Origin of the sequence: Candidatus Accumulibacter aalborgensis (assembly GCF_900089955.1) — a bacterium.
Lineage (GTDB): Bacteria > Pseudomonadota > Gammaproteobacteria > Burkholderiales > Rhodocyclaceae > Accumulibacter > Accumulibacter aalborgensis.
Window position 1 is genome coordinate 18,759 of sequence record NZ_FLQX01000143.1, and the last position, 13,093, is coordinate 31,851.

10 protein-coding genes are annotated in these 13,093 nt (G+C 60.9%); all 10 read left to right on the forward strand.

The features are described 5' to 3' along the window. The first annotated feature begins 7 nt into the window (after positions 1-7). Positions 8-952, forward strand: a complete 945-nt coding sequence (locus ACCAA_RS17130; RefSeq protein ID WP_186408466.1) for an XrtA-associated tyrosine autokinase — start codon at positions 8-10, stop codon at positions 950-952. Beyond that, complete coding sequence (locus ACCAA_RS17135; RefSeq protein ID WP_186408467.1) at positions 927-2,642, forward strand: TIGR03016 family PEP-CTERM system-associated outer membrane protein; 1,716 nt, start codon at positions 927-929, stop codon at positions 2,640-2,642. Before ACCAA_RS17130 ends, ACCAA_RS17135 begins: the two co-directional genes overlap by 26 nt. Before the next feature lie 9 nt (positions 2,643-2,651). Further along, complete coding sequence (locus ACCAA_RS17140; RefSeq protein ID WP_186408468.1) at positions 2,652-3,746, forward strand: XrtA/PEP-CTERM system-associated ATPase; 1,095 nt, start codon at positions 2,652-2,654, stop codon at positions 3,744-3,746. Positions 3,747-3,830: 84 nt separating this feature from the next. Then, the gene (gene wecB / locus ACCAA_RS17145) at positions 3,831-4,937 is read left to right on the forward strand and encodes a non-hydrolyzing UDP-N-acetylglucosamine 2-epimerase (protein WP_245754640.1); all 1,107 of its coding nucleotides are present in this window, start codon (positions 3,831-3,833) and stop codon (positions 4,935-4,937) included. Positions 4,938-4,948: 11 nt separating this feature from the next. Further along, complete coding sequence (locus ACCAA_RS17150) at positions 4,949-5,815, forward strand: XrtA system polysaccharide deacetylase (RefSeq protein WP_186408470.1); 867 nt, start codon at positions 4,949-4,951, stop codon at positions 5,813-5,815. Further along, positions 5,812-6,906 carry a FemAB family XrtA/PEP-CTERM system-associated protein gene (locus tag ACCAA_RS17155; protein ID WP_186408471.1) on the forward strand — a complete coding sequence of 365 codons (1,095 nt, stop codon included), beginning with the start codon at positions 5,812-5,814 and terminating at the stop codon, positions 6,904-6,906. Before ACCAA_RS17150 ends, ACCAA_RS17155 begins: the two co-directional genes overlap by 4 nt. Before the next feature lie 79 nt (positions 6,907-6,985). Then, positions 6,986-8,536, forward strand: a complete 1,551-nt coding sequence (xrtA, locus tag ACCAA_RS17160; protein ID WP_186408472.1) for an exosortase A — start codon at positions 6,986-6,988, stop codon at positions 8,534-8,536. Next, positions 8,533-9,720 (forward strand): TIGR03088 family PEP-CTERM/XrtA system glycosyltransferase, encoded by a 1,188-nt coding sequence (locus tag ACCAA_RS17165; protein ID WP_186408473.1) that lies wholly within the window; start codon positions 8,533-8,535, stop codon positions 9,718-9,720. Before xrtA ends, ACCAA_RS17165 begins: the two co-directional genes overlap by 4 nt. A gap of 119 nt (positions 9,721-9,839) precedes the next feature. Beyond that, on the forward strand, positions 9,840-11,786 hold the full coding sequence (locus ACCAA_RS17170; protein ID WP_186408474.1) for an XrtA/PEP-CTERM system amidotransferase: 1,947 nt from the start codon (positions 9,840-9,842) through the stop codon (positions 11,784-11,786). Continuing rightward, positions 11,783-12,991 carry a TIGR04063 family PEP-CTERM/XrtA system glycosyltransferase gene (locus ACCAA_RS17175; protein ID WP_186408475.1) on the forward strand — a complete coding sequence of 403 codons (1,209 nt, stop codon included), beginning with the start codon at positions 11,783-11,785 and terminating at the stop codon, positions 12,989-12,991. Before ACCAA_RS17170 ends, ACCAA_RS17175 begins: the two co-directional genes overlap by 4 nt. Positions 12,992-13,093 lie beyond the last annotated feature (102 nt).

The window sequence follows — 13,093 nt, forward strand, 5'->3', positions numbered from 1 at the left end:
AAAACTGATGAGCCTCATTGAACAAGCGGCGACACGTCTGGCACAACTGCGCAAGGCCGGCGTGGAGGTTCCCGGGGCGGTAGGTGACGCTGAGCAACTGCCGCCTCCCGTGCCGGTTGTCGACTCCGACGCGCCGGCGCCGATAGAGCGGCCTGCCGTTACCCAGGTGGTGGTGGCTTCGTCGACGGATGCCCGGCCTGTTTCCCGGTACGTCGAGCTGGATTTGAATGCGCTCGTCCAGGCGGGTCTGATCAGTCCGGATGCGCCGCGCTCGCAGTTGGCCGACCAGTATCGCGTCATCAAGCGGCCCTTGATTGCCAATGCGATGGGCAAGGGGGCTGCGCCGGTAAAGCGTGGCAACCTGATCATGGTCACCAGTGCGCTCTCCGGTGAGGGCAAGAGTTTCACCGCGATAAACCTGGCGATGAGCATTGCCATGGAACTGGACAACACGGTGATGCTGGTCGACGCCGATGTACCCAAGCCCTCGGTGCTCAGAATGCTCGGCGTCCCGCCGGCGCGCGGACTGCTCGACGTGCTCACCGACGAGTCGGTCGATCTGTCCCAGGTCCTGATGCGCACCAGCGTCGAGAAGCTGACCATTCTGCCGAGCGGCACGCAGCACCCGCGGGCAACCGAACTCCTGGCCAGCGACGCCATGATCAACCTGCTCAACGAGATGGCCAGTCGCTACCCGGATCGGATCATCATTTTCGATTCGCCACCACTGCTGATGACCACGGAATCACGAGTGCTGGCCACGCACATGGGACAAGTGGTTGTCGTGGTGCGGGCAGAATCAACCTGTCGCAGCGATCTCAAGCACGCTCTGGCGGCCATTGAATCCTGCCCGGTAAAGCTGATGCTGCTCAATCAGGCGCGCGCAAGCACCCAGGATGGTTATGGTTATGGGTATGGCTACGGTTATGGCTATGGTTCAGAAGGTGCTTGAACGGGTGGACTGCCCTGCACGGCGGGCGCTGCCTTCGGCGAGTGATCGACGACCGGGCAAGGAGGTCAGGAAAGGTGGTCGTGGCGGCCAGACGTCGGCGTCGTGGTTCGGTGTCGCGCTGATCTGCGCGGCGCTTCCGGCGCATGCTCAGGTGGGCGACATCGCGCCGGCCCTGGAGGCAAGCCAGACGCCAAACTCCGCGAACCCGGCGACCGATGCGGGAACCGACGGCGTCGCGGCCAGCGCACGCGCGCCAAAGTGGCAGATCAAACCGATCATCGCGGTCAACGAAACCCTGACCAACAATGTGTTTCTGACCTCTACCAAACCAACCAGTGATCTGGTGTCCTCGATCACTCCAGGCATCTCGATCGATGGCAAGGGCGCTCGTGCCAGCCTGCGCCTCAACTATTCGCTCACGGAAAACCTCTATGCACGGGAGTCCGCTTCGAACAACCATCAGAATGCGCTGACTGCGATTGGCACGCTCCAGGCGATCGAGGACTGGTTGTTCATCGATGCTACCGGGACCATCTCACAACAGTACATTTCTCCCTTCGGCAATGTGTCACCGAGTAGTGCCAGCATCAACAACAACCAGACCGAGACCTCGAACTACTCCATTTCCCCGTACATAAAAGGGAGATTCATGTCGTCCAGCGAATATATTTTGCGCTACAAGGTGGCGACCACCACCTCACAGTCATCGCTGACCTCCGACCTGACGACCAGCGAGTGGTTGGGCAAGATCAAAGGCCTTACGGCCTTGAGTGCGCTCACCTGGTCGCTCGATGCGAGCAGGGTGAGCACCAACTACCAGGTGGGTCGGGACACCGAAGACACGCGCTATGGGGCAACGCTTTCTTACCGCTTCAATCCGGAGATTCAGCTTACCCTGATTGCCGGGCAGGAATCGAATAATTACGTCAGTTCGCAGCAGGAGACCCATGGCGATTCGGGTTTTGGCGTTCTGTGGACGCCTGGCCCGCGCACCAAGTTCGAAGCGACCGCGACCCAGCGTTTCTTCGGCAATGGCTACCAGGTCGGTTTCAGCCACCGGATGCCGCTCTCATTGATCACCTATACGGCGAGCAGGAACGTCACTTTCCAGCCGTCTGGCGTCAGCAACACCGGGCAGGGGAGCAACTACGACGCCTATTACGCGATCATCGCGGCGAACAACCCTGGGCTACCGGCGGAGGCAATCAGTGCCCAGGTCAATCAGGTTCTGCAAAGCAGAGGAGTTCCGGCAAACGGCGCTGTACTCAGTGATTATCTGAGCAATCGGCCAAACTTGCAGAGCCTGCAGAACGTTTCCTTTGCCTTGCTTGGCGCTCGAAATACCGTCACCTTGACGGCGACGGAGAACGAGCAACAGCCGCTGACCGTCGCCAACGGGGTGACCGATAACTTTTCGACGAGCAGTCGGACGCTTCAACGCGGCTTTGGCATCGTCTGGGGACATCAGTTGACGGCCTTCTCGTCGCTCTCGCTATCGATCAATCAACAGCGCAGCATCGGTTTCACGGCCAACTCGCCCGATACCAAGACCGAAGGCGCGTATCTGCTGTTTACCAGTCGGCTGACGCCCAACACCAACGCCAACATGACGGCACGACGGGTGATCGCCAGTGGCTTGACTGGCTACACCGAGAGCGCGCTGACCGGCGGGTTGTCCTACAGTTTCTGATCGGACGTCATGTACGAGTCCTTCTATGGCTTGACCAGCAAGCCTTTTCAACTGAATCCAGACCCCTCGTTCTATTTCGCCAGCAAGCAGCACCGCCGGGCGATGGCCTACCTGGAATATGGCCTGAATCAGAACGAGGGCTTCATTGTGGTCACCGGCGAGGTTGGGGCGGGCAAGACAACCATCGTGCGCGGTTTGCTCAATGACCTTGATGCCGAGAAAGTGGTCGCTGCTCAACTGGTCACCACGCAACTCGACGCCGAGGATACCTTGCGTATGGTGGCCGCGGCTTTCGGCGTCGGGACGAAGAATGTGGCCAAGTCGGATATGCTGCTGGCGCTCGAGGCGTACCTGGTCGACATCACCCGCCAGGGCAAGCGTTGCCTGCTGATTGTCGACGAAGCGCAGAACCTGACGCCGCGTGCGGTTGAAGAACTGCGCATGCTGTCGAATTTCCAGTTCGGCACCCAGGCGTTGTTGCAAACATTCCTGGTTGGTCAGCCTGAGTTCCGGAGGGTCATGCAAAGCCCGCAGATGCTGCAGTTGCGGCAACGCGTGATTGCTGCCTGTCACATTGGCCCGATGGATCAAGACGAAACGCAGGCCTATATCGAACACCGGCTCAAGTGCGCAGGGTCGCAAGGCCTGCCAAAGTTCGATGCCGGAGCCTTCGAGGCGCTTTTCGAGGCCAGTGGCGGTGTGCCGCGACGCATCAACTCGCATTGCGATCGTCTCCTGTTGTCCGGTTTCCTGAATGGAAAGACCGATTTCCAACGTACGGACGTCGAACAAGTGGCCAAGGACCTCCGGGAGGAGACGCAAGCGGCTTCGCCGATGTCGCCTGTTCAGATCAACGAGGCTGATCAGGGGGCCATGAACCCGGAAGCGACAGATAGCGCCATTTTGGACATCGACCTGTCTCGGCTCGCCATGGACCCGAGTACGGCAGATCAGGCGTCGCGCGTGATTGCTGATCTGAAAAGCAGTCACGCCGAGCAGCGAATGATCCGCGTCGAGCGCAGCATGTTCCGGCTCGAACGCAATAACGCAGCGCTTCTCTCCCTGCTCCAGCAACTGGTGGATGCAGTCCGGACAAAACAGTGAAGGGAATGAGTCTTGTCGAATGAGTTGGTATGGCCCGCTGATTTGGGGCCGGTGGTCTGCGTCGTCGGCGCACGGCCCAATTTCATGAAAATGGCCCCCATCCTGCGCGCTTTCGGCGGCCATCGTCCGGCCGTGCCGACGCTGCTCGTCCACACCGGTCAGCATTACGACAACGATATGAACGATCGCTTGTTCGTCGACCTGCGCCTACCGCATCCTGACGTCAACCTCGAGGTCGGTTCAGGGACCCACGCTGTGCAGACAGCGGAGGTGATGCGACGTTTCGAGCCGGTCGTCGATGCGCACAGACCTTCCTGCGTCCTGGTCGTCGGCGACGTCAATTCGACCCTGGCCTGTACTCTGGTCTGCGCCAAGAAGGGCGTGCCGGTGGTCCATGTCGAAGCCGGTCTGCGCAGCTACGATCGGGCAATGCCGGAGGAGATCAACCGGCTGCTCACCGACCAGATTGCCGACCGCCTGTACACCACCGAGCGCAGCGCGCACACCAACCTGGCGCGTGAAGGCGTTGCCGAGGAACGCGTGCGCTTCGTCGGCAACGTGATGATCGACTCGTTACTCTCGAATCGGGAATTTGCTCACTCGCCGGCGAAGAGCCTGCAGATGGCCGGTATCGATCCGGCGGTGGTCGATGACCCGCTGGGTTATGGCGTGGTGACTTTGCACCGGCCATCCAATGTCGATCGCGCGCAGACCCTCGCGCCACTACTGACCGTGTTGCGCGAAGTCGCGGACAGACTGCCCCTGATCTTTGCCCTCCATCCACGCACGCGTGCCAACATCGAACGTTTTGGTCTGCTTGAACTGCTGGCCGGCAGTCGCATCGTCCTGCTGCCGCCGCAGGGTTACCTCGAAATGCTCGGATTGTTGGCCGGTGCAAGACTTGTACTCTCCGATTCCGGGGGCTTGCAGGAAGAAACGACGGCACTCGGAGTTCCGTGCCTGACCATACGTGACAACACCGAACGTCCGATCACCGTCGAGCAGGGAACCAATACCATGGTTGGCTGCGACCCGCAGGCGATCCGCAAGGGCGTCGACGAGATTCTGGGTGGGACCGGCAAAAGCGGCCGCATCCCCGAGCTCTGGGATGGTTACGCAGCCCCGAGAATCGCCGAGGATCTGTGCCAGTGGCTGCTCGCCCGCCATGCGCAGTGCCAGACGCCAGACTGACGAGCTGCCCGATGCCAAGCCAACCATTGACCAACGCGCTGACGATAGACGTCGAAGACTACTTTCAGGTCTCCGCGCTGGCCCCCTACATTCCGCGCGATCAATGGGAAACGCGCGAATGCCGGGTCGAACGGAACGTCGACCGGATTCTCCTGATGCTCGGTGAACAACGGACCAGGGCCACCTTCTTCACGCTCGGCTGGATTGCCCAACGCTACCCGCAGTTGGTGCGCCGCATCGTCGACGGTGGTCATGAGTTGGCCAGCCATGGCTACGGTCATCAGCGGGCCAGTGAGATGACTGAAGCTGATTTTTCTGCCGACGTCGAGCGGGCCAAGAAGATGCTCGAAGACCTCTCCGGGCAGGAGGTCAAAGGCTACCGCGCGCCGAGCTTTTCGATTGGCGAAAGCAATCTCTGGGCTTTCGACTGCCTCGAACGGGCGGGTTATCGCTACAGTTCGAGCATTTACCCGATCCGCCATGATCACTACGGCATGCCGGACGCTCCACGCTTCGCGCACCAGGTACGTGCGGGGCTGGTCGAACTGCCGGTGACCACTGCGCGATTCCTCAATCGGAACTGGCCAGCGAGCGGCGGCGGCTATTTCCGCCTGCTGCCTTATCCGCTGTCGCGTTGGCTGCTGCAAAAGGTCAATGAGATCGATCGTCAGCCGGCGATTTTCTATTTTCACCCCTGGGAAATCGATGCCGGCCAGCCGCGAATTCCCGGTATCAGTGCCAAGACGCGCTTTCGCCACTACGTCAACCTGCAACACACTGAAGGCCGACTCAGGCGACTGATTGCCGACTTCAACTGGGGGCGTATGGATGAGGTGTTTCTCGGTAGCGCTGCCCAGTTGCCATTGGTGAAAGCATGAGGATGAGTACTGAGGAGGCTGCCCGCCTCGCTGCGGCGAGCGCACCAATTTCGGTCAAGCACCTGGACGCTGACGACCGTGCTGCGGTGGCGCGCTGGGAGGCTTTTGTTGATGCCTGTCCGGAAGCTACTTTCTTCCACAAGGCCGGCTGGCAACAGATCATCGACCAGGTCTTTGGCCATCGAACGTATTTTCTATACGCCGAGCGCGCGGGAGTGGTCGAAGGCGTTCTGCCGCTGGCGCAAGTGAACAGCGTGCTGTTCGGGAACTCGCTGGTGGGCCTGCCATTTGCAGTCTATGGTGGCGTCGCTGCGACCAGCGCGGCGGCGGCCGCGGCGCTGGAACTTGAGGCGCAGGCACTGGCCAGTCGCCTCGACGTGGGCCATCTGGAGTTGCGCAACGTCTGCCAACGTCATCCGGAATGGCCGACACAGGATCTCTACGTCAGATTTCGCAAGGCCATTGCACCTGAGGTAGAAGCCAACCTGCTGGCCATCCCGCGCAAGCAGCGCGCGATGGTGCGCAAGGGAATCAAGAACGGCTTGCGCAGCGAGATTGACGCCGACGCTGGTCGCTTCTTCGCGCTCTATGCCGACAACGTCCACCGCCATGGGACGCCGGCCTTTTCGAGGCGCTACTTCGAGGCCCTGTTGCAGGTGTTCGCTGCCGATTGTGAGGTACTTACCGTCGTTGATGGAGCGACAGGATCGGGCCGTCCGCTGAGTAGCGTCCTGAGCTTCTATTTTCGCGACGAAGTGTTGCCCTACTATGCCGGTGACGAGGTCTCGGCGCGCGAGCTTGCGGCCAACGATTTCAAGTACTGGGAGTTGATGCGCCGCTCCTGCGAGCGGGGGCTGAAGGTTTTCGACTACGGTCGCAGCAAGCAGGGTACCGGGTCCTTTGCCTTCAAGAAGAACTGGGGGTTCGAGCCACAGCCGCTGTTTTACGAGTATTGCCTCTACCGCCGCGACTCAATTCCGCAAAACAATCCGTCGAATGCCAAATACCGTCTGCTCATCGAGACCTGGCGGCGGCTGCCGATAGGCGTCGCCAACTGGCTGGGGCCGCTGATTGTTCGCCACCTCGGGTGATCGCGCTCAGGCTCTTCCCACGCGCGCAGGGTGAACCGATGACCCCTGCGCGCACCAGACATCCGCTGAAAGTCAAGCCATGAACCCGCCCGTACCGACGCCCGCTTCGTTTGCCGCTCATCCGGGCTGGAGAACTGCTTTGCCCACGCTGATCGTGGTACTGGCGGTGATCCTCGTGCTCTTTCGTGAAACGGCGCTGGCGATGGCGAGCATCTGGGCACGTTCAGACACCTATGCCCATGGCTTCATCGTGCCACCGATCACGCTGTGGTTGATCTGGAGAATCCGCTCAAGCCTGGCGGTGCTGGCACCCAAGCCGAGCTATCTGGCGGTGCTGCTGTTTGCCGGGGCTGGTTTCGCCTGGTTTTTGGGTGAACTGGCAGCGGTCAATGTAATTCCCCAGTTTGCGCTGGTCTTCATGCTCGTACTTGCGGTGCCGGCGGTGCTTGGCTGGAAGGTCGCACGGCGCATGACGTTTCCCCTGCTGTTCCTTTTTTTCGCGGTACCGTTCGGTGAGTTCGCCACGGCCAAGCTGATGGACTGGACGGCGTACTTCACCATCCTTGGCTTGCGCTTCAGCGGCATCCCGGTGCTTAGCGAGGGACTGCGCTTCGTGATTCCCACCGGCAGTTGGTCGGTAGTCGAGGCTTGCAGCGGTATCCGCTACCTCATCGCTTCGGTCACCGTGGGAACGCTGTTTGCCTATCTGACTTATTATTCTCTGCGGCGGCGACTATTGTTCGTCGCTGCTGCGATCATCGTGCCGATCATCGCCAACTGGGCGCGGGCCTACATGATCGTGATGATTGGCCATCTGTCGGGAAACACACTTGCCGTCGGCGTCGACCATCTGGTCTACGGCTGGGTGTTCTTTGGCATGGTGATCATGGCCATGTTCTGGATCGGTGCACGCTGGCGGGAGGATGAGCCTGCGCCCGAACCCGAACCTGCCGCTTTGAGCGTCTTGCCTGACAGACCAGCTTCGTCGTCGTGGGGCGCAGCGCTGGCGACCGTGCTCGTGGGGTCTCTCTGGGTGTATGCGCAATGGCAGATGGAGCACAATCTCGCTCCGCCGATCACCCAGCTTCCCTCGTTCGGGCAGGTTGCCGGCTGGCAGAGCGCACCACAGGGCATTGACGACTGGCAGCCAGGGTTCGTGAACCCGGCGGCAAGCATGCAAATGAGCCTGCAGAGTGACGGCCGTCTGGCAGGACTCTTTCTCGCCTACTACCGCAACCAGGATCAGCAGCACAGGTTGGTCAGTTCGACGAACGTCCTGGTGACCGGCGACGATCACGTGTGGACCCGAGTAACCGGCGGCACGCGCGAAATATCGTTCAATCAGCAGGCGATCAAGGTTCGCACGGCCGTTTTGAGCGCCGGCGACGGCAAGCGTCTGCTGGTTTGGCAGTGGTATTGGGTCAACGGCCGCTGGACTGCCAGCGACGCGCTGGCCAAGGCCTACACGGCACTTTCCCGGCTGTCCGGAAAGGGCGACGATTCGGCGGTGATCATCCTCTATGCACCGCAGAGCCAGGCCGGCGGGGGCGAGGCCGCGCTCGAAGAACTTGCCCGTGCCGCGGCACCGGTGATCGAGAAAACGCTGCAGCAGACGGCGGCAGCCCGATGATTCAAGGTCATGACCTGCGCCCATTGGTCGTCCATGTGGTTTTCAGGTTCGATGTGGGCGGCCTCGAGAACGGCGTCGCCAATCTGATCAATCACATGCCGCCTGACGCGTATCGGCATGCGGTGGTTTCACTGACCGAGATTACTGATTTCCGCCGGCGCATCTTGCGTCAGGACGTGCAGTTCATCGCCCTGAAGAAAGCGCCGGGGCACACGTTCTGGCTCTATCCGCGCTTGTTCGCACTCTTCAGGGAGTTACGCCCGGCGATCGTGCACAGTCGCAACCTCGCCGCGCTGGAGGCTGTCGTTCCGGCCTGGGCGGCGGGAGTTCCGGTGCGTATTCACGGCGAACATGGCCGTGATGTGGGCGATCTGGATGGTTCCAGCAGGAAGTATCAATGGGTACGTCGCTGCTACCGCCCATTCGTGACGCATTACATGGCGCTGTCACGTGACCTCGCGCACTATCTCACCTCGACAATCGGATTCTCGCAAGCGACGGTGGCGCAGATTTACAACGGGGTTGATACCCGACGCTTTCATCCTGCCCCGCTGCGCCCACCGATCGCCGGCTGTCCGTTCGCAGATCCGGGCTACTGGTTGGTCGGGACGGTTGGCCGCATGCAGGTGGTCAAGAATCAGACGGCTTTGGCGCAGGCTTTCATCCGCACGCTGGCGGCGTTTCCGGATCTGGAAAGCCGGCTGCGACTGGTGATGGTTGGCGATGGGCCGCTGCGCGTGCAGGCGCAGGCACTCCTCCAACGGGCTGGAGTTGCAGGCTTGGCCTGGTTACCCGGGGAGCGCGACGACGTGCCCGAGATTTTGCGCGGACTGGACTGTTTCGTTCTGCCGTCGCTTTCCGAAGGTATATCGAACACGATCCTGGAAGCGATGGCCAGCGGCCTGCCGGTGATTGCCACCGATGTCGGCGGTAATGGGGAGTTGATCGAAGCCGGCCGCACTGGCGAGCTGGTACGGGTCGCCGACGTCGAGGCTATGGCACAGAAGATTGCCGCCTATGCGATGAGCCCGTTGCTGGCGCGGACAGTGGGGCAGGCGGGACGGATAAGGGCTGAGCGGGAGTTCAGCATGGAAGCGATGAGTGAACGCTACCAAGGCCTGTACGACAGCTTGTTGAAGTCGCGAGCCGGCCAGTCAGGCAGCAAGGCCCTGATTTGCCGCTAGCAAACGGAGACAGGCGAGTCTTGAGAAGCCGACGACCATCGGCGTTGAGCTAGAAGCAAATTTCGTACTTCTCAAAAATCCGGTGTGAGAGTCGGTCAAGAAATGGGTGAATCAAAGACATGTGCGGCATAACCGGAATTTTCGATACGCGTGGCCAGCGTGAGGTAAATCGCGCCGTGCTCACGCGGATGAATGAATCGCAACACCACCGTGGCCCGGACGAGGGCGGTTTGCACCTGGAACCGGGCGTCGGCCTGGGGCACAGACGGCTCTCGATCATCGACCTGTCGACCGGTCAACAGCCGCTCTACAACGAGGACCAGACCGTCTGCGTGGTGTTCAACGGCGAGATCTACAACTATCAGGAACTGATCCCCGAGTTGCAGGCTCTCGGCCACGTCTTCCATACGCGTAGCGATACCGAGGTCATTGTCCACGCCTGGGAAGCCTGGGGAGACGATTGCGTTCGCCGCTTTCGCGGCATGTTCGCTTTTGCCCTCTGGGACCGCAACCTTGAGACGCTGTTTCTGGCACGTGACCGGCTGGCAGTCAAGCCGCTCTACTATGCGCTGTTACCTGACGGCACTTTTCTCTTTGGCTCCGAGCTGAAGTCCCTGCTCGCTCACGGCGGGCTGAGGCGCGATATCGATCCACTGGCGGTTGAAGAGTACTTTGCGCTTGGCTACGTGGCCGAACCGAGAACCATCTTTCGCCAGGCGAGAAAACTGCCGCCAGCGCACACGCTGACGCTGCGTCGCGGCCAGCCGGTCGCCGAGCCTAAGGAGTACTGGGATGTCCGCTTCAGTCTGGACGGCGCGTATACGGTCGAAGACGCCTGTGCGCAGCTCAACGCCAAGCTCAGCGAGTCTATTCGCCTGCGCATGATCTCGGAAGTTCCGCTGGGTGCCTTCCTGTCCGGCGGTGTCGACTCGAGTGCGGTCGTCGCGCTGATGGCCGGGCTGTCGGCCGAGCCGGTGAATACGTGCTCGATCGCCTTTGATGATCCGGCCTTCAACGAAGCCGAGTTCGCGCAAACGGTCGCCGATCGTTATCGGACCAACCATCACTGCGACCTGGTCGCCAGTGATGATTTCGATCTGATCGACACGCTGGCCAGGCTGTACGATGAGCCCTATGCCGACAGCTCGGCCATTCCCACCTACCGGGTCTGTCAATTGGCGCGCAAACATGTCACGGTGGCCCTCTCCGGCGATGGTGGCGACGAGACCTTTGGTGGTTATCGGCGTTACCGCATGCACCTGATGGAAGAGCGTATGCGCTCGGCAATCCCGCAGCGCCTGCGGCGGCCGCTGTTTGGTCTGCTCGGCCGCGTCTACCCGAAAGCCGACTGGGCGCCTCGCATGTTCCGCGCCAAGACCACTTTCGAAGGGATGGCGCGAACGACGGTGGAGGCCTATTTTCATTCGATTTCAATCCTCCGTGGTCCGATGCGGACGCAGTTGTTCAGCGACCGCTTCAGGAGCGAGAGCGATGGCTACAACGCGGAGGAAGTTTTCCGCTACCACGCGCAGCGGGCGGGCACCGACGATCCCTTGGCCATGATCCAGTACCTCGACCTCAAGACCTACCTGGTGGGCGACATCAACACCAAGGTCGACCGGGCCAGCATGGCACACTCACTCGAGGTGCGTGAGCCGCTGATGGATCATGAACTCGTCGAATGGATGGCCACCTTGCCGTCTTCGCTCAAGGTCAGTGGTCAGGAAGGCAAGTTTCTGTTGAAAAAGGCGATGGAGCCAAGCCTGCCACCGGGGATTCTGTATCGCCCGAAAATGGGCTTTGCCGTGCCGCTGGCGCGCTGGTTCCGCGGCCCGCTCAAGGACCGCGTTCGGCAGGCGGTGCTTGGCCCTCGCCTGGCCGCCACTGGGTGGTTCAATCAGCACTATCTCCAGCATCTCGTCGACGCCCATCAGTCGGGAGCGAGCGACTACAGTTCGCCCTTGTGGACGCTGCTGATGTTCGAGGCGTTCCTGCGTAATGTGGTAGACCCGTTGCCCGAAGGTTCAGCGGTTTCTGTGGCCATCGCGTCGGGAGTGTCATCATGAGCCTGCGCATCCTGCATGTCCTGGATCACTCGCTTCCCCTGCACAGTGGCTACACCTTTCGCACGCTATCCATTCTGCGCGAGCAGCGCGCTTTGGGGTGGTACACGGTTCATCTGACGACGCCGAAGCAGGGCACTAAGGCCGGGTCGCAGGAAGACGTCGATGGTTGGACGTTCCATCGTACACCGGCTGCCGACGGCACCAACGTCCTGAATCAGATGAGGCTGACCGCGGCTCGGCTGGATGAAGTCGTCCAGGCGACCCGGCCGGACTTGATTCACGCGCATTCGCCGGTGCTCAACGCCCTCCCGAGCCTATGGATCGGACATCGGCGGCGCTTGCCAGTCGTGTACGAAGTCCGCGCTTTTTGGGAGGATGCGGCCGTCGATCATGGCTCGACTGCTGAAGCCAGCTTACGTTATCGTTTATCGAGGGCAATGGAGACCTTTGCCGTAAGACGTGCCGATCAAGTCACGACGATTTGCGAAGGGCTCCGTGGTGATATCGTCGCGCGTGGTGTTGTGCCGGAACGTGTCACGGTGATTCCGAATGCGGTGGACGTTGCGGCCTTTCCCTTCGGCGCTAGGCCGGATCCTGAGCTTCGTTGTTCTCTGGGACTCGATGGCGCCACTGTCGTCGGCTTTGCCGGCTCGTTCTACGGCTACGAAGGGCTCGATCTACTGATCGAAGCGGTCCGTCGGATGTTGGCCCGGCATCCACGGCTGCGACTACTGCTCGTCGGTGGCGGACCACAGGAGTGCCAACTGAAAGCTCAGGTGGTTGCCGCAGGCATTTCCGAGTATGTCATTTTCGCCGGTCGTGTGCCGCACGCCGAAGTGAAGCGCTATTATGGTCTCATCGATGTGCTGGTGTATCCCCGCTTGCCGATGCGGCTAACCGAACTCGTGACGCCGCTCAAGCCGCTCGAGGCGATGGCACTGGGACGTATTCTGGTCGCCTCGGATGTCGGTGGACACCGCGAACTGATCCGACACGGGGAAACCGGCTTCCTGTTTCGTGCTGGCGACGCGGTCGCCTTGGCTGCGGCGATTGACGAAATTCTTTTGAGGCGGCCGTCATGGCCACAGATTCTCGAGTATGCTCGCCGCTTTGTTGAGCGCGAGCGGACTTGGGCGAGCAGTGTTGCACGATACCGGGAGGTGTACCGCAAGGCGCTAGCACCTTACGGCCGGGGCATGGATTAATGTGCTTCAACCTTGCATGTCGTTCTCTTGCTAAGAGGCAGTTCTCCTTTTGCGACAATGCCATTTAGACCTGTTTCATCGTTAATTTTCGAGGAGTCGTAA

Bases quoted from the DNA above. Each gene is read 5' to 3' on its own strand.
- wecB (WP_245754640.1), top strand. From the start codon at position 3,831: ATGAAAATGGCCCCCATCCTGCGCGCTTTCGGCGGCCATCGTCCGGCC.
- ACCAA_RS17175 (WP_186408475.1), top strand. From the start codon at position 11,783: ATGAGCCTGCGCATCCTGCATGTCCTGGATCACTCGCTTCCCCTGCAC.
- ACCAA_RS17165 (WP_186408473.1), top strand. From the start codon at position 8,533: ATGATTCAAGGTCATGACCTGCGCCCATTGGTCGTCCATGTGGTTTTC.
- ACCAA_RS17140 (WP_186408468.1), top strand. From the start codon at position 2,652: ATGTACGAGTCCTTCTATGGCTTGACCAGCAAGCCTTTTCAACTGAAT.
- ACCAA_RS17170 (WP_186408474.1), top strand. From the start codon at position 9,840: ATGTGCGGCATAACCGGAATTTTCGATACGCGTGGCCAGCGTGAGGTA.
- ACCAA_RS17135 (WP_186408467.1), top strand. From the start codon at position 927: ATGGCTATGGTTCAGAAGGTGCTTGAACGGGTGGACTGCCCTGCACGG.
- ACCAA_RS17150 (WP_186408470.1), top strand. From the start codon at position 4,949: ATGCCAAGCCAACCATTGACCAACGCGCTGACGATAGACGTCGAAGAC.
- ACCAA_RS17155 (WP_186408471.1), top strand. From the start codon at position 5,812: ATGAGGATGAGTACTGAGGAGGCTGCCCGCCTCGCTGCGGCGAGCGCA.
- xrtA (WP_186408472.1), top strand. From the start codon at position 6,986: ATGAACCCGCCCGTACCGACGCCCGCTTCGTTTGCCGCTCATCCGGGC.
- ACCAA_RS17130 (WP_186408466.1), top strand. From the start codon at position 8: ATGAGCCTCATTGAACAAGCGGCGACACGTCTGGCACAACTGCGCAAG.